Origin of the sequence: Paenibacillus sp. PastM-3, assembly GCF_029893965.1 — a bacterium.
Taxonomy (GTDB): Bacteria; Bacillota; Bacilli; order Paenibacillales; family Paenibacillaceae; genus Paenibacillus_AQ.
This window is the reverse complement of sequence record NZ_JARXXP010000019.1, coordinates 1-19455: the sequence shown is the minus strand read 5'-3', so window position 1 is coordinate 19455 and position 19455 is coordinate 1. Positions and strand designations below refer to the sequence as shown.

General features: G+C 34.7%; 8 protein-coding genes. All 8 read left to right on the top strand.

Annotation, left to right across the window (positions count from 1 at the left end):
• Positions 1 to 505 precede the first annotated feature (505 nt).
• Entirely contained in the window at positions 506 to 1405 is a 900-nt protein-coding gene (locus M2108_RS22365; RefSeq protein ID WP_277471590.1) for a DUF4007 family protein, read from the top strand.
• Positions 1398 to 4868, top strand: coding sequence for a hypothetical protein (locus M2108_RS22360; protein WP_277471589.1), 3471 nt, complete (start codon positions 1398 to 1400; stop codon positions 4866 to 4868). The genes M2108_RS22365 and M2108_RS22360 overlap by 8 nt, the downstream gene beginning before the upstream one ends.
• Before the next feature lie 2 nt (positions 4869 to 4870).
• Positions 4871 to 5701, top strand: a complete 831-nt coding sequence (locus M2108_RS22355; protein ID WP_277471588.1) for a hypothetical protein — start codon at positions 4871 to 4873, stop codon at positions 5699 to 5701.
• Positions 5702 to 5853: 152 nt separating this feature from the next.
• Positions 5854 to 7695: a hypothetical protein gene (locus tag M2108_RS22350; protein WP_277471587.1), complete on the top strand. Its 1842-nt coding sequence runs from the start codon at positions 5854 to 5856 to the stop codon at positions 7693 to 7695.
• Positions 7688 to 9229 carry a methylation-associated defense system protein MAD7 family protein gene (locus M2108_RS22345; protein ID WP_277471586.1) on the top strand — a complete coding sequence of 514 codons (1542 nt, stop codon included), beginning with the start codon at positions 7688 to 7690 and terminating at the stop codon, positions 9227 to 9229. Before M2108_RS22350 ends, M2108_RS22345 begins: the two co-directional genes overlap by 8 nt.
• Complete coding sequence (locus M2108_RS22340) at positions 9229 to 14568, top strand: FtsK/SpoIIIE domain-containing protein (protein ID WP_277471585.1); 5340 nt, start codon at positions 9229 to 9231, stop codon at positions 14566 to 14568. The genes M2108_RS22345 and M2108_RS22340 overlap by 1 nt, the downstream gene beginning before the upstream one ends.
• A 20-nt stretch (positions 14569 to 14588) precedes the next feature.
• Positions 14589 to 16703: a sensor histidine kinase gene (locus tag M2108_RS22335; protein ID WP_277471584.1), complete on the top strand. Its 2115-nt coding sequence runs from the start codon at positions 14589 to 14591 to the stop codon at positions 16701 to 16703.
• A 6-nt stretch (positions 16704 to 16709) separates the two neighbouring features.
• A complete protein-coding gene (locus tag M2108_RS22330; RefSeq protein WP_277471583.1) occupies positions 16710 to 18674 on the top strand; it encodes a hypothetical protein in 1965 nt (654 codons plus the stop codon).
• Positions 18675 to 19455: the final 781 nt, after the last annotated feature.

Sequence of the window (19455 nt, the reverse complement as noted above, 5' to 3'; positions counted from 1 at the left end):
AGTAAGAGGCGTGATAGTGATTAAATCGAGAACTATACTTCTTATTACAGCCGTTTCATCATGGGTAGTTGATTTAATTTAATATCTAAGAATTGATATTGCAATCATACCAAAATATTATAAGTGTAAGGAGAAGTAATAAATAAGGGAATGAACGACTGACAGGGGAGTTGGCTGTGGTTAATTACCTAAATAAAAGAAAGTGAGTTTAATAATATTTATATTCCTAGAGATGATGATTTTAATGAATATTAATATTCTACGATATTATATTAATATTGTAGCATGAAATAAATAGCTGCTGAGTTATATGGGATTATATCCGAACACAACCTAGTAAAAAGATTTCATACTATGAATTCTATAGAAAGAAGGATAGGATGAAAATCAAGATATTCTTATTTGAATTTTCCTGGAGAATGTTATCCAGGGATTTTTTTTATGCTATAATGTTATATGGCGAATGTACATTCTCATTAGTTATCTATTAGGGGGATCTTTACATATGAAGTATGGGCAACATGAAACATTTCATTTGCGTTTAAATTGGTTACGTAAAGGAATTAACATGATTCAAATTAAACCGCGTTTTTTCTATGAAAAAGATGCAGCTGAAATAATAGGATTGGGTAAAAACATGGTTCAATCATTAAGGTTTTGGATTACAGCGACGGGTATTGCTAGGGAGTCGAAAAATGAAGAAAATAAGAGCATTCACCAACTAACTGAGTTAGGTGAAATTATTAATACATATGATCCATACCTCGATTTTTCAGACTCACTATCATTGATACATTTCTCTTTAATAGACAAGGAGAATATTAACGAGAGGCTATTTGTATGGTATGGCTTATTTAATGTATTTTCACGAGCGTCGTTTACTAAAGAAGAAGTCATTCATGAACTTGGAATTTGGGCAGCTCGTGAAGGCGAGAAAACATCAGAAAAATCACTGAAAAGAGATTTGGATTGTATGTTAAGGTTATATGTTAGAGATGAACAGGTTAAAGATCCCGAGGATGTAACACAAAGTCCATTAGGAAAACTAAAACTGCTATCTATCTCCGAGGAAAGTTCAAGTGTGTTCATCAAAAACAATCACAGTTATAAGGAAATAGGAACAACTGCCTTAATGTATGCTTTATTGAAATATGGTGAAGCAAATGAAACAGATAATATCTCTTTGGAAGAAATTGAAATTAAACCTAATTTGTGGGGAAGAATATTCCATCTGCAAAGATCAGAGATAATCAATGCGTTAGAAGAACTTTCAGAACATTTAAATTATCCTATTCATTTTCAAAGAACTAATAGATTGAATACTATACAGTTACCTGGTATTTCTCCTGTTGAATATCTTAGATATGAGTATAGTAGAAAGGTCGGAGAATATATTTATGAATAAGCAGTATAAATTTCATTCAAGTGTTAATATTCGTTTTGATCTTGGAGAAGAAAACTTTGTTAGTAGATTTCTCCCAACGTCCTCTCATGTTGCTCCTTTTAAAGAGATTTTAAGTGGAGTATTAGGAGGTAAAAAATCTCATATCATTACTGGACCTTATGGATCTGGCAAGTCTTTGATGAGTACCATTTTAACGGGACTAATCTCAAAAAAATATAATGATGTGGTTTCTAATGATTTAATGCAGAAGTTTGAAGTAATAGACGATGAAGTTGAGCACTTAATAAGAGAAGTTAAAAATCATGAGATTATTTACATACCAGTTATCCTAGAAGGCAATGTTCAAAATCTTCGACGATCGTTAATCTCCTCTATTCATAAAGCTTTAAAGAAGGATGGAACTAATATTGTTTTACCGAGTTTAATTATCGAAATAATAAACGTTGTAAAGAAATGGGAGACGGAATTCCCTTTAACATATACTAAGTTTATGGAGAAATTAAGTGAAAGAAATCAGGTTCTTTCTTCTTGGATTAAACTAGTGGAGAATTTTAATGAAGATGAAATTATATGGTTTACAAACATTTATCCAAGTCTAACCTCTGGGTCTAATTTTATCCCTGGGTATACAGGGGAGTTAGTTTCTCAATTAAATCACATTCTTAAGGAGCTACAAAAGATTGATAAAGGGCTACTAATTGTTCATGATGAATTCGGAAGGTTATTGCAGTCGCTTAACACCAATGAAGTCCATGAGACCATGCAAGACCTTCAAGATATTGCTGAACTAGCAGATCATAATTCATATCAAAATTTAAGCATATTACTCATTACTCATAAAAATATGAGACAGTACGCACAGCGTTTTAATGAAGAGTTACAAAGAGAGTTTCAACGGATTGAAAAAAGATTTTCTATTTATAATGTGGAAAGCGATCAGTCAACTTTTGTCCGTATTTCTAACATGGCTACACAGCATATGCGCAAGAATTGGAACTCAGAGGAAACTCAGAAAAATTTATGGAGTGGACTATCAAGGTACCCGCTTTTTCCGGAACTAACACAGTTCGAAAAAACATCACTTATTGTTGAGGGAAGTTATCCTATCCATCCAATTACTTTATTTTGTATGCCGAAATTAGCTAACATTGTTGCTCAAAATGAAAGGACTATGTTTACTTTTTTGGAAAGCAATGAAAATGGCGGGTTGAAATATCATTATGAAAAAGAAAAAGACTGGTACACTGTAGATAAGTTGTTTGATTACTTTGAGCCTGCTTTTGATGAGTTCGAACATGATTCTAATATTAAAAAAAGTTATTTATTATATAAAAGATTGCAGAAACGCTTAGTTCCTTCTATACATCTTGAGGATCAATTGAAAATCTTGAAACTACTAACAATTTGGGATATAGCCAATCTAAATATTCGCGTAGTTCCAAGCTTAGAGTTTATATCTTTTGCATTAGTGTTATCACTAGTGCAAGCGCAAGAACTAATTGATGATTTATATAAACTGAAAATATTGCGCTACTTAAATGATGGAGATCGTTTTATGTTGTATGAAGGTAGTATTGTTGATGTTAATGTGGAAATTGAGAATAAGTTACTTCTATCATCTTTTTCTATTGAACAAAAACTCGAACTAGCAGAGCGATTACTAGAATCTAGGTTCTATCTACCTAAGCTGTATAATGATGAAAAGAGTATAACTAGGTATGCTGAAGTTAGGATTGCCCACCAGACTGATATTACTGAATCCCCCTTCAATTTTGATGAAAGTGAAAAAAGTGACTTCAATATTGTTTATATTATTGTGGATAATCTGGATGTTATGGATCAAGTGAGAAAGCAAGTGTTTCAAATTTCTTTGATCGCAGAAAAGGTAATGTTTGTAATGCCAACTTACCCTATTGATAGTATTTATAATAAACTTGATAAACTACTCGTGATAGAAAAGTTAGAGCAAGATAAAGTGTTTTTAATACAAGATCGCTTTTTAATTGATGAATTGGCATATCTTAAAAAGTCATTCCTTCACGATATTAGAATGATTTTAAGCCCGTTTGTTGATTTTTCTAAAGATTGTGAATGGATATATAAAGGGGAAAGTCTAGAGATTTTAGATGAGCGCTCTTTAAGTAACAGTCTTTCAAATATTATGTATAAGTTATATCCCTCTACACCTGAAGTAAGGAATGAGGCTTTCAATCGAAGAGTAATTGCAAAAGTACAGGAAAAGGGAGCATACAAAGTTGTTGATAAAATCCTTGAGTATATTAGTGCAAATAGTGATGAAATAAATATAAGTGGATTTGGACCTGATTTTTTGATTTATGCGACGGTATTAAAAAATAATGGACTGGATCCATTACATCCAGAGCTTATAAAAGATGAATCTCTAATCCTTTTGAGGGAAGATCTTCTGACCGTTATAAGGAAAGAGAGAGGATCTTTTAAAGATTTAATTAATATCTTTAAAAATACACCTTTTGCTGTAAGACAACCTATAATAGGAATACTTTTGCCAACTCTTCTGGGTAAAGAATGGAAGTATACACTCTTTTATAATAATGGGATCTTCATACAAACGATTAATGGTGAACTCCTATGGAGAATGATTAATAACCCAAATGATTATAGCTTTGCATACCAATCATTTGAAGGTAAGTATGGTGGTCTGCTCGATTTGATAGAGGGATGTTTTTCATCATATATTCAAGAGGAAGATAGGGGATTGCAAACTCCTGTTTTTCTAAGTAAGGTACTGGTACGTTGGTATCAATCACTCCCTAGATTGGCGAGGGTTACAAACCGACAATCAGCACTATCCAATCAACTTCGTGAAATTATTAGAATCGGTGAAGTTAGACCATTAGATGCTATGGATAGATTTTTAGAGTATACGAACATGGGAAAAGATAAGGATAAGGTGAATATTGCCAAAACTGAAAGTGAGATATATATATCTACAGTGCATAAAGATTCTATGAGAAATATTATCTTTAATTCTCTTTCAGTTGAAAAACAAGAAGATTTAATTCCATGGGCTAAAAAATATCCAAATATCAAAAGGAAAACTTCTAAATTATTGTCTTCGATTATAAATTCAAATTCTGAGAACTATATAGACAATATAACTGATGCTCTAGTTGGAGTTAGTAGACAAGATTGGTCCGATGCAACAGATGATGTATTTCGAACGGAGTTGCTGAACGAATTAGATAGTATCAATTCTCAGGAGGTGACCGAAGACTATATTGAGGTTACTTCTAGTGAGAGCTCTCTTGTCTTGGCTAAAGTTAATTTATCGGCGAAATCTAATTTGATTTATGATGATATAAAAAGAAAACTTAAGTATACAGGGAGAACAGTTAAGAAAGATGAAATATTAGTGGTATTGTGGAAATTAATGCAAGATATATCTGCAGAAAAGACTAGATCGATAGATGAGGTGGAATGAAAATGAATAGAAAGCCAGTACATGTTGCAATGTTCAGTGGGGGAGCTGCGAGTGCTTTTGTTACATATGAAATGGTACAGGCACATGGTAAAGAGAATTGCATTTTGTTTTTCACAAATACATTATGGGAAGATGAAGATAACTATAGATTCATGTACGAAGTAGCCGAATATATTGGTATTGATATAACCGAGAGAGTAGATGGTAGGACTCCTGAGGAGGTTTTTGAAGAGACGAGGTTTTTAGGGAACTCTAGGCTTGCAAAGTGTTCTTCGGAATTAAAGGTTAGGCAGACAGTTATTTTTATTGAAGAGTTAAGAGATCAAGGTCTTGAACCGATTTTATATTTTGGAATAGGTACTCATGAAAAGCAACGTGCTGATAGTCTCAGAGAATTTTATGGGCATCAAGCATTAGAGCCTGTTGAGACGAGGTTTCCCTTATTTGGTAAAAACACTAAAGATTTCGATGCGAAAAGAGTTATTAATGATGAATGGGGAATAAAACTACCAAGAATGTATGATTTGGGATTTTCTCATGCTAACTGTGGAGGACGTTGTGTACGAGGTGGATTTAAGCATTATGCAGATCTTTATAAAATTTGGCCACATAAATATCAAGAGCAAGTGGAAATGGAAGAAAGAATGAGAGATTTACTAGGTGATGTAAGCATTTTGAAAGTACAAGATAACGGTAGACCATATACTCTTCGTGAATACAGAATATATCTTGATATAGTGAATAAAGGAATGGATGAGGTAGCTACTGCATCATGCCCAATAGATATACCTGATGAGGATGATACGGTTCCATGTGTTTGTGTGTTTTCTTGAGGACTTATTTTTAATTGTATACTAATAATAATTCACCCCAGATGGTCATATCTGGGTTTTTTTTGTTTCCAATAGAAGGGAATGATATTATTTTGTCGAAACTCTACCTAAGACCTAAATTTGAGTTTACTTTTAGAAGGTGGTAGTAAAAAATGACTATGATTGAATCCAGTTGGATTAGTTTTCTTCGCCAATATGGCCCTATCCCACGTAACGATAACATGTACGATGAATCCATACATAGAACTCTGAAACGTAAAAATATTGTACCGATAATAGTAGAGTCTGTTTATTTGGAAGAGCTAATTGAGAATTTCAGGTCCAGCAAACCTAAATCTGTGATTCTAACAGGAACCGCCGGAGATGGAAAAACTTTTAATTGTAGAGAGATTTGGATATCTCTTAACGGTTCTCTTCAGATATGGCAGAACGATAATAAAATCAAAGAACTCATATTACCGAATGGTGCTAAATTATTTGTGATTAAAGATTTGAGTGAACTTAAAGATGAAGAAAGAGGAATTCTTAAAGACTTTGTAGATTCTGTATTGAACCCTTATGCTAGAAATGTCTTTTTGATTGCGGCAAATGACGGTCAACTAATAGAAACATGGAAAAATATCGATACCGATACACATACTGAATCGGTGAAACTTTGTGTAGAGGGATTACTTGTAAATGAGATTAGAGAGAAAGATGGATTTAATCTGAGGCTCTATAATTTGAGCCAAATTAGTTCAGCTAGACTTTTTCCGCAAATTGTTGATGTTGTATTAAACCATCCGGGTTGGAATGATTGTAATAACTGTTCTCTTAAGGAAAATGATCAGATAGAAAAACGATGCCCTATATGGGAAAATCGTAAAAGACTTGAAGGCAACAAAGATCAAAATCTTATTCGTTCAAGAGTCACCGATTTGTTGGAACTATGTGAGCTAAATGGTGTTCATCTTCCTATAAGACAATTGCTTCTTCTTGTATCGAATATGTTATTAGGCCATCCAGATGCCAGAGACAGAATTATGTCTTGTTCTGAAGTAGTCAAAATTGTTGAGAGCGATAGAACTTCACTGGCGAGTATCTACCGTAATATTTTAGGGGAGAATCTCACAGAAAGAAGACGGGAGTCTACGGATGTTTTCTCTACATTAGGTAGATTTGGTATAGGTTATGAGACAAGTAACGCTATTGATAATATTTTGATTTTTGGTCAAGATGATCCTGATCTAAACGTGTACTACAATGATCTTGTTCTAAATGATACATATTACGGTGCAGATCAAGCATTTCGGGCAAATCAAAAGGAGTACCTAGAAGGTGTAATGACGGATAGTGGAAATTCTTTTTTAGATTCGCTTCGTTCTCAGAGGCAGAGATTGTTTTTTGTCATTTCTCGAGAGAAAGAAGAGGAACTTAAACTTTGGAAACTTACCACATTTCACTACGCCGGAGAATTTTTAACTGACGTATACAAAGCCGCACAGAGTGGTAGAGTAGCATCACACATTACATTCCGAATTGCACAAGGTTTAAATCGTATCTTTACTGGTTTACTTGCAAAAAATAATGATGAGTTAATATTAGCTACGTCGGGAAGTCACTCGCAGGCAAAAGTTAGTAGAATTTATGAAGAAAGTATTTCTGTTCCTAAAAAACGCGGGGAGAGCATGCAACTTAAAGTTAATGATCATGGGAAACTTGTGATTGAGGTTAGACTATCCTCGTCTGTTGAGGCTGTTGAGCTACCCTTACAATTAGTACGATTTGAATTTATATCACGTGTTGCTGAGGGGGCATTGCCGGGTAGTTTTTCTCGAGAATGCTATGAAGACATTTTGGGATTTAAAAGTAGACTACTTAAGCAGTTAGAGATACGCCGTAAAATAGATGGAGAAGATACCGATGACGTAAAAGATTTATCATTTAGAATTATTAGGCTGAATCAAGACGGTATCATAAATGATAAAACTGTGGAGGTTAACTACAATGCGTGAGAGGCTTCCGCGTCCTACTAAACATGATGCAGATATGTGGGTAGATGAAGCGATTTGGGGTCATCGTTTATACGATGAACAAACTCCGTGGCTTTGTTTTATAGAATTTTTAAATGTGCTTCAGTCAGAACATGATGCAGGCAGAGGCTTCATTGAACTCGAGGCTAATAAGTTAGCATATTCACCAAAAGCTAGGTTGTATTTGCGTAACATACTATTTAATAACCCTCAATTATCGTTGATAGCTAATAGATATAAACATGATCCAAAAGAAGCCTGGGTACAATGGTATGAAGTCATGAATAAAAGTCAAGCGGGGCTCATTAATGCTGACTTTAGCTATTTAGAGAAACGATTTTCAAAGTTTGAAGACTTTGCTGAGGTAGTTCACTTTCTGCGGGAAACCACCATTGAAGGTGAAAATAATAAAAGATGGAGTTCTCAGTTTATTTTTCCGTATGGCCCCGATTGTTTATATGAGGACTTAAAAGTAAAAGACAATGGCAGCTTTACTAATGATCGAAGGTTTTTTGGTAGGACAGGGGAATTATTATATCTGATGTTAACAAGAAGCGGAAAAGGGGAGCAAATACTTTCATTACTTAACAAAAGTGTATTAAATCATGAAAATAAATTCAACCGACTAGTTGCAGCACTAGAACCGATGGGAACGTTAACTTCATCTACTGTTAGATCTGGAGCTTATTTACCATATCTTGAGTTACCAGATTATTTAACACTTGCTGACGATTGGTTAGGTTTATTACAAAGTAACATTCCAAATTATGATGCAATTCCTCATCTTGTAAATATCACAGGTTTACACTTCGTCATATATAGTTTGAATCGCGCTAAGGCTGAACTTGGAGATATGCAAAAGCTTACATTTGTATTAGAGATTGTTGCATCAAAGAAAACAGTTATACGTGATTTATCATCTGATTCCTTTACTGAACATAATAATTTGTCTCGTCGTGCAATAGAGTCATATATAAGAAAAGTTGTTAATACAGATTCATGGAGTCAAATAACAGATATAACCGAAGCAATAAACCTTTTAAAGAAAGAATATGCTTGGCCTAGGGATAATAAAGAGAATGAAGTGGAGTCTGCTAATTCGCCAGAAGACTTGATAAATAAGTTTGTTACAGCTGCTAATAATAGACATAAACAACATGTTGATAAATTTCATAGTGTTTGGGGTAAAGAAATTGGTTTATCTTCTAGAAGGGGAGCCAGGAGGTTAAGATATGCTCCCCAGGATATATTGCTTAAATCATTAGTCCTTTGTGTAGTGCCGCAAAGAATGGAGTTTCAGGATTTTTTAGAAAAATTATATGAGAAGTATGGTTTTATAATTGGCGATAAGCAGGCTCAGCAACTAACGGATTCCGGAAGAGCCGATATGGAGGCCTTTTCGGAAAATGCAAGACGGCTTGAGCAACGGTTATCAAGTATGGGATTATTGCGTAGGTTATCTGATGCCTGTGCATATGTAGAGAATCCCTTCGGAATTCGGGAGGATGAAAATTAATGAATCAACTGGAACTTATAGGACAAGTGGCAACGGAATATCTCCGTCGACAATTACAGTCGGGCAACTCAGATGAGGGAGTGGCGCGTTTTCTATTGGATCGTCTTACAGGTGATCAAGTTTCATTGATTTGTAAAACAATCCGCCAGGATGCTTTACTATCATTATCACTCTCTATTAAGGTTCCTCGAAAGCTTGTTGAAGGTAATGGATTACCTGATGAAATGGTTACAGATGAGAAAACGACTTATTGGAGAAATGCCTCATGTGATAAACCAGCAATACTTCTAGCCAACACAAATGATGATCAAGGACAGTCGTTAAGGGATATTGCAAGAGTTGGAGCCGGGGACCTAAAAAGTCAACCGGAAATCTGGGTTCAAGTAGCTAGCAAGGATTTACCCCTAACGGATGATCAAAAAAAGTATTGGCAGCAATCTCTAAAAGGGTTACAGGAGGCAAGCGAATGCAGTCTTGAAGAATTTAGCGAGTTTGTAGTTATGGTGCGTGAAGTAATATTTGAGAAATGTATACCTGTAGTACGTGCATTAGGCTGGGCCTTACCTGCACTTCGCATTCCACGAGATTCGTATTTTTTTGATTCGATACCAGATAACGCATTAGGGCATGCGAGCCGATGGAAAAAAAAGTTTTTAGAGGCATATACTAAAAGAGCATGCTACTTATATAAACAACATCCTAACAGACAATTAATAGAGAATAGCGATATCATGTCGTCTTATGAAAAAGTGAAAAGCGAAATTGATCCAGCGGTTCAACCCATTATGGAGTTGTTTATAAACTCAAATGCAAATTGGTCTAATGCAGCAGAAAGGTTGGCTCAGTTAGAATGGGAAGGGGATAAGGTAAACCTTTTGTTTTTCGAGCTAAAACCAATGAAAATTAACTTGGCTGAGAGAACTCGTCAACTGTACGAGGATGAATTTCCAAATACGCTTACTGATGAAGAATTAATTTATTTAAGTAATTTAGATGAATTTTTTAAAAAAAGAAAAGCAAAAGAAGCCACAGAGGAAGATAAAGAGTTCTATGACAAGCATAGACAAAACTTAGAAACAGATAAGTCTTTAAAGGCCGAGTGGGATCGTTATGTATATGGAAAAGCAATTGATTGTAGCGATTTTTTAGTAGGTTTGCTTGAAGCGACTGAAAGACTCTTTGCGCAATGTGATAGTGTCGCTGGTATGAAATCTTTAAAGATACGTACTCAAAAGACAAATAGTAAAAAATCATGGCTGGATCTAAACGAAGATGTTGCTTTATACTTCTGCTGTGCATATAGAGGGTTGGAGAAGTTAACGGATTGGCAAGTTAATTGGGAAACTCACCATTTATTTAAATATGATCATTTGGTTGCAGAGCGAAAACAAAAAGAAAATAAGAAGAATACATCTACTGCAAGATCTGCTATACAAATCGCGTTTTATATCGAGCTAACTTATCACGACTTGCAGGGAACAAAACAAAAGAATGACGTTAAACTTATTTGGCAAGGTGACCCATTAGGAATTGGGCTAGAATTATATGATGATTTAAAAAGACTAGCTGATCATCCGTTTTCATATTCAACAGTTTCTCAAAATCCCGTAAGTAAGAAAGGAAAGCTTCAAGGTCTTTCTTTGAGTGATATTGGTACACTGCAGGCTGTTTTTGGTCAAGATAGAGGATCGTTAGTTGGTGTTTTTGCAAAAACAACAGATCTAGAAAAGGTTTTTTTGAATAACCTAAAGAGCTCACTGAAAGAAGATAGGCTTTCCCAACAAAACTACGATTCTGTTAAAGAAGGTTGGGTGAATTTCTCTGAAAAATACAAATTGGCCCTAAAAGAGTGGTTGCAAGAAGGAATTAATTCAGATTCAATAATCGAACAATGTGAATTGTATGATGAATTTCTTCGTACATTACATAAGCATGCTCTAGGGGATGTGAATCGAATTGATATCCTGCAGCCGGTTATGAGTATTGGTAATGTGAAAGTCGATGGAGATAAAAACAAACCAATGACTATCATTTCGCCTTGGCATCCTATGCGTATGGTTGCGAAATCCGTTAAGGCTCGACAAGTTATAGGTTTAATTAACTATGTGTTAACCAGTGAACAAATAGATTTTGGCGACCAACGTTTATTCTTTATGGACTTGAAAGAAGAGATATTAAACCCATACTATCCGGAAGTATCTATAGGATATAAAGGACAAGAGCCTATTTTACTTGCTATTACAGATACCAAGAACGACTACACTTTAATGGAGTCACCGCTACGTGATGATAACGACATGCAGACAAATGAGGATCCTAAACAAGCAACTGATAAGCTATTACAGCTTGTTCAACGATATTTAGACCTCCAACCGCATGAGAAAACCAATTTAAGTATAGTCTTATATAATTGTGATTCAATTAGATTACCCGAGACCATTGTTAACTCACTTGCCAATTTGCATGAGACCGAAGACGAGGTTAGATGTCAGGTTATTTTACGACATCGTGATACTAATAAGTTAAATGAATTGTATATGAAGATGGTAGAAAGTACGGATAATAATGCGGATTCTTTTGTCGCAAGTGAAGTGACACGTGATTTTATGGCGAGGCTTCGTGTGGGGGTTATGGCACATGAAGCCTCCATATCAGATCCCAAAGAAGGAAAACTTGCTGATATTGTATTTCTTCAAGATGTTATATCAAGACAAGCAATTCTTGAGTGGGACCAGGTACAGATTAGAAAAATCCCGGATATTCTTGATCATTATCCGCCGCGGTGGGCGAAAAGGCGTTCTACAGCTAAAGATGAGTTAAAATCAACGGTGTATCTTACTTGTCCAAGTCAACCATCTGTGGGGTGGTCTTATCTTTCGACAGTTTATTCAGTGGTAAAAGGTAAAGATGTTAATGAAGGAACGTTTTTCTTACCTGCTAGGCAAATATCATTTCAAAATGAGAAAGTGAAGGCAATCTTTGACGAAGCCCATAAGCTAGGTGAGTGGGTAGTCAACTATGATGAATTGCTAGAAAGAAGGCAATTAAAGAATCTAGGTGTGAAAGTAATAAAGTATCAGCATAATAAATCCCATGGTTCAAATATAGTAGTATCCTCAAAATCACAGTTGAATCTGCTTAATGTATTGGTGAAACGGCGATTGAATGCTTTGAATTTAAATTTAAGTGAGATAGAGTTAGTTCTACTAACGGAACGTTTCATCGATGACGCCAATACAATCTCAGGTGATATTGTTCTTCGCGCTGCTAAACGTGGAGTGTGTGCTGGTGAACTAATTGGAGTTGTATTAAGTAAAGCGATCCTCCAATCAGAAATGGAAGTAGACCAACCTACTAGCTGGTTTCTCTTAGATGACTACGCAACCTGGCTAGGTCAAAAAGAAGAGCAGATTGCTGATATATTAGCTCTAAGTCCTAAAATAATTGAAAACAAACCTCACCTACAGGTATTTATATCTGAAGCAAAGTATGTGGACGCAAAAAATGCTTCTGAGGCTAAGAAAAACTCATCAAAACAGTTGCGTGACACTGTTTCAAGAATGGACAATGCTATATTTGGCAACCCGGGAAGACTTGACAGAGATTTGTGGCTCTCGAGATTAAGCGACATGTTAAATGATGGAATTGAGCTACCTCCGGGATCTCCATACTCTGTTGAAGAGCTACGAGAGGGTATTCGTAATGGCTCAATCCCTATTGAGATTAAAGGTTATTCTCACGTATTTTTATCTACGTTACCTGATTCTAACTTGGAAAGTGAAAGATTCCCGATCGCTAATTCAAAAAAGTGTTATCAAGAGATGTTTACTAGAGATTTAGTAAGGGATTTAATCTTGGCTTATCATAAAGGAGAGTCAATCATCTCAATTCGTGAGAAATTTGATGACAGTAAGCCTTGGGAAATTCATGATACTAATTTACCTGCTCCGAGAGTCAACTTCCTTGCTGCAAGTAATACCGGCGCTATCTCTATTGTTGAGGATGAAACCACGAAAGCAAATTCTACTTCTGATGAAGTCGCGGAAGATGAAAATAATGATATTGAAGATGCTAATAATGCTACAAGAAATGAAAGTGTAGTGGTTGGTACAAGCTCTACTGCAAAAGAAGAAAATAATCATGAAGAGAATATGAATGCCATTCCCTGGGCGACAACAGCATTATCCATTTGGATCGAGGATAACGCTCAATCTGTTGAGGAGAATATCGAGGATCAAACATGGGTAAGCGAAACGGTTAATAAATTAAGAATGGCTCTTATTAGCTATAATTTACAAGCTAAAGTAATTAGCCATCGTTTAACACCGAACGCAATAGTAATACGATTAAAAGGGTCCGATCAATTAAAAGTTGATGATGTTGAAAAAAGAAGGTCAATTCTATTAACAACTCATGCTCTAGATGTTATCAATATCATGGCTCAGCCTGGAGAGATAGTGGTTTCATTAGCTCGTCCACATAGGCAAGGTATCTCTTTAGCAGATGTTTGGAAACTTCGTAAAGTACAGAACGATGCTTCGGGCTTAAATATGAGTTTCGTTATTGGTGTAAAAGAGTTAGACGGTGAAATACTTTATTTAAACTTAGGTGGTGAGTTTGAGGGAGGCGCCCAGCATGCTCCTCATACACTCATAGCAGGAGCAACAGGTAGTGGTAAATCAGTCTTGTTGCAAAATCTCATTCTCGATATTTGTGTAACAAATAGTAAAAATTTGGCACATATTTATTTAATAGATCCTAAATATGGTGTTGATTATATGCACCTTGCTGATCTTCCTCACTTAGTTGAAGGCATTATTGATGATCAGAATAAAGCTGCAGAGATATTGGAAGAAATGGTAGTTGAGATGAATAACAGGTATCAGAAGTTTAAAGAGTTCAGAGTTAATAATCTAAAAGATTTTAATGCTAAGGTTACAGATAATGAGAAATTGCCCCTTATTTTCTTAATACACGATGAGTTCGCTGAATGGATGCTCATCGATGATTATAAGAGTGCTGTTTCCTCTATTGTTCAACGATTAGGTGTTAAAGCACGGGCAGCGGGTATACATTTGATTTTTGCTGCTCAACGTCCTGATGCGAATGTGTTACCAGTGCAGTTGAGGGATAATTTAGGGAATAGATTGATTTTGCGGGTTGAGAGTGTCGGAACTTCCGAGATTTCTTTAGGAGAAAAAGGTGCCGAAAAGTTGCTTGGGAAAGGACATCTGGTTGCAAGATTACAAGGTGAGCCAAGTTTAGTTTTTGCTCAAGTTCCGTATGCAAACTCTAGTATGCTTAGTTATATAGTCAAGTCGTTAGATTGGAAAATATAATTAATAAGAAGGTGAGGGTTATGGCTGAATTTAAACCGATGGCAAGAATCATTTCACACTTTGGAGAAAGACTTATTAGTAGTACACAGGTTGCTTTATTAGAGTTAATAAAAAACTCTTATGATGCTAAATCACCAATAGTTAATATCACCATTGACCAAAAGGAACGCAAAATTATTATTTATGATGAAGGCGATGGGATGGACGGGGATGTAATAGAAAATTGTTGGCTAGTGGTTGGTACTGCTAATAGACTCGATGATAAGGAAGAATTAGAAGAAGGGGATGTTGATGTTCCATTAGGAGAAAAGGGGCTAGGACGGTTTTCGACAATGAAACTTGGAAACCATTTAAAATTGGAAACTACCACCTTAGATTCAAAGTGCATTTGGAACCTTGAGATTGATTGGTCAAAGTATGGTTATAAAAGTAGACTTTTTCTAGATGAAGTTGAAAACAAATTTTATAAAACACAAAAAAAAGAATATGAAAGAAAGTATACCAGAATTACAATTACGGACATCAAAGATTTTATTGGTGATGAGTGGACAATTAAAGCAATAAATGATTTCTTGCTTGATTCCGCATCAAAATTTATAAATCCATATAAAGCACTTCCAAGGAAATTTACAGTTACAGTTGAATTAATTGATCACAACGGTGATAAGAAAAAGTGGATACTTGGGAAGGCGGATTCAGAATTATTTTCACAAGCACATTATGAAGCTAAGGGGACGTATGTTCCAGGAAACCTCGAAATGGAATATTGGGTACGTAATCAAGGCGAAATTATTGAGCATTTAACTGTTAATATACCTTTGCAAAGATCACTTATTAATGATGACAAGGAATTAGAGGGGTATGTTGGAAGTTTTGATTACCATTTTTATATTTTTAATAGAACTGGCAGTAGATTAAAAGAAATTAGCAATTTCGGTTCTTCCAAAGAAATTAGAAAGGCTCTGGACCGTTATACTGGGGGCCCTATGATATTTAGAGATGGATTTCGAATTTATCCTTATGGTGATCCAGGAGATGATTGGCTTGAACTAAACAAAGATAGAATCAGAAAAGGTGGTAAGGGGCGTATAGTAAGAGAGCAGACAGCTGGTTATATTTCTTTAGAGTCAACAAAAGCTCCTTATCTTGTAGATCAGACAAATCGTGAAGGTCTAGTCAAGAATAAATCTTATGATATTTTCAAAAGAATTGTTGAGGAGATATTTAAAACCCTTGGCAATGTAGTATCTAGAAATGAGAAAGTCCGCACATTTACAGATATTTTAGATGAAGCCAAAGAATCAGCAAATAATATAGAAAGTTTCTTGTTTAATTCTCAGAAGCAAGGAAATTTAATTAATAAAGAAATGTATTTGGCTGTAATGAGGGATTCTGAAAAGATCCAAGAGGGACTCAAACAAATAAACCGTAGAGAAAGATCGTTAGTAGAGATATCGGCTATAGGTATGACTTCTATGCAAATAGCTCACGAGCTGCATAATTTTATAAATAAAATTCTTTCAATATTATTTGAATTACAAACTTCTATACCTACGGGAATAAAACCTAGGTTCGAACTTCTTGAATTTAATATAAAATCATTACGTACTATGATTAGCCAGATAGATGAACAGGCTATAACTATGAGAAGGGTGAAAAGTTCTGTTGATTTGGTTGCACAAATTAAAAATATTTCAGCTGCAATGGAACCGATTTTAGCGAAGTATAATCGCAAGACAAAAATACTTGTGAAAAATAATGTTCCTAGTATAGTTGTAAAAGTTAATAAAGGTTTAATAATTCAACTTTTTGACAACCTCATTTTAAACTCAGTCTATTGGATTAATCAGATTCAAGTAAAAAGTGAGGATGACTTTGGAGTGATTTCTATAGAAATTACTGATGATGGAGAGGTACTCTTTTCAGATAATGGACCTGGTATTTCAGAAATAGATGCGGATGCAATTTTTGAACCTTTTTTTACTAGAAGGGAAGAAGGAAAGGGCTTAGGACTATTTATATCAAAGGAAATAGCTTCATTTCATAAAATAAGGTTTGAATTACTGAGAGAAAAAAATAAGTGGGGCCGTTTTAATACATTCATGATTGACTTTTCTTCAATGAAAGGAGATTGATTTTAGATGTTAATTGAAGGATTAGAGGTTAACAGTGTTATCATCTTAGATGATGAAGTTAATGTAAAATATGAAGAAGTTTATACTATATTAGAACAATTAATTTATAAAGAAGATTTCATTGAAACAATTTTAGAATCAGAAACTAGAGATATTATTGATTCTTTCAGAGACACAGGCGAATTAAATGATTTCTTTGATGATCAAGTGCTGAGGAATAATATTACAAACGCTATAAAGAGGTATAATCCTGAATTAATTCGTTCTTCGATAAGCCATATAATAAATTATACTGAGGAGTTCTTTAACGAATGTTCACTTAATCTTGCGGAGGAGTGGTGTAATTGTAGTGATTTTAACGTGATTATTATGGATTATGACTTCGGTGGCAAGTATTCTGGTTTAGAGAAGTTGGAAGAACTATCTCTTCAAAACGATAAGACTTATTATATTATTATGTTGAGTTCACATAGTACTGTTCAATTTCAAGATAAAACTTATGATATGTTGGATCCTGAAAAAAAGCAGGCGCTCTTTAGAAAATGTGCGAACCATTATAATATTCAACTAATGGCGCTATTAAATTATATTAATAAAGATGATGTTTATGATAAAGATGTATTTATTAAAGAGATTACCCGTGTATTTAGAGAATTAAAATCGGGGAAAATCATGTTAGATGCAATTAAAACAATAAAACAGTTGCTTAACGAGGGAACTAATGAAGCGATTAATCAGCTTTTGTTATCTAATACGAAGACAATGAAAGCTTTATTTGTAGATAAAGTAGAAGTTGAGGGTGTTTCTGAAACTACCTATTTAGTAGATTTTTCACTAGCCCTAGCAAAAAATATTGTATACCGAAACGTTGAGGCAATGGAGGAAATACATAATCAACTTCAGCAGGTTCAAGGTTGGCCTTGTGAAGTATGGGATTATGAAACAGATCAACATATGAGAGATTTGAGGAGAATTCAATTATTGGATGAATCTGTAAACGAAAGATATGAACCTATTATGTTTGGGGATGTATTTGAGTTAGATATCGATGGGAAGATAACAAAAGCTGTTTTACTTTCTCAAGTTTGTGATTTAGTTACAAGAAAATTAAAGAAGAAAGATGAATTTCCTAACCGCAATGATTCTATTGGAACATTAGTTTTGCAAAACTTCATTTCAGGAGAAGGTAATAATTATCATAAAATGCGACTTGGAAATGAAGAGATTTTCTGGGATGTGAGAAAAAGGGAAATAATTCCTACCGATATACTTGACTTATGTAGTTTAAATGATTTAGGGAAAGCAAGTGTTCCATTTGATATTAAATTAGAAAGAAAGTTTTCGTGGGGAAGACAATACTATACTTACATCCAGCGCTTAATTCAACCAATGATAAAAGATTTTACCGAGTATTCTAATGGGAGACATTATCTAAGATATAAAGGTTCGACATTAAAAATGTATAAAAACTCGGAAAAAGCATATTTTAGTATTAGGCGGGTAGGGAGACTTGATAAAGAAGTAACAAATCACATATTAAACTTGTATATTAATATTCAAACAAGGGTTCCCCTATTGTTAGATCCCTCCAAAGATTTAATTGATTTGAAGGATATGGAAGTTAGCTTTAATGGTCAGCCAAACGATGACTTGAAAGTCTATTATTATGAGAAGAACGCTTATTTAGACCTAAAAGCATTTAAAGAAGGTATTTTAAAAGTGAATAAAGAGAGTGGCCCTTTGTTTTACAAGGGTTTTAGAGAAGCATTAGAAAGTGAGGTTCCCCCTGAATACTATTTACTGAATGATCATTTTGAAGAGAAAAGGCTGTTATCTCTTTCTCCGCCAGTTAATAGCGTTCTGTCAAAAATAGGGGTGAAAGTTAAGATCAGAGAAATGAAAGTAAATATATCATTTCAACCAGAGCAGGCCGGAGGAGATAAGGTAGCTATTGGGATTTCTCAAAGCTGAAGGCATTTTATTATTAAAAAGATTTGTTGATAACCCTCAGTTGCTAATCTATTTAATGTGGATTGCAAAAATACATATGCAACCGTAATGTATTAGACGATAATTTAAGAAGTTGTTTTGCTGTGTCTCACTCAGAACCTCCTCGATGTTCTTTAGACAAATGTAGACAAACTGTAAAAAGGCCAAAATGGAGTAACAATCTTTATAGCTAAAACATTTAATTAAATAAGGCCCTCCAGTTGAAAACATAAAACAGGGGGGCGCTCTCCTAGGCTCCATCAAGTAAAGAGAGGATAAATTCGATAAAGGATATGATAATACTTGGATACGAAAGTTATTATCTCTGGGCAAACAGCAAATATACAGAAGCGGATCCCGCTCAGAAATCTTTATAAACGAAAGAATTTACATCCTGAATCAGACCGAAACCCAGTATCATATGTTCCTGCATACGGTGTAGTTATGGGGTTAATAGCGCTGGTGGTGTGATAGGAAAAATGAAAAGCAAGATATAATGTAGACATTCAAAAAGAGTGACACACCCTCCTTTTGAATTTTTTTGGGGTAAGTAAGCTTCTTTTGTGGTAATGATATACTTGGTCAATTTTATCATTAAGAGAAAAGAAACTGTCCTAGTATTATAGAAAGGTTTTTGAAATGACAGAACATTTTTGGTAGGGTCTGTAAATAATTTTGTGTAAACTCTTTTAAGCACAGATTCCCCCGAGGGGGAAGTCGCGAATCTAACGCAAGTGTTGACCGACCCGATCCGGGAAGAAGA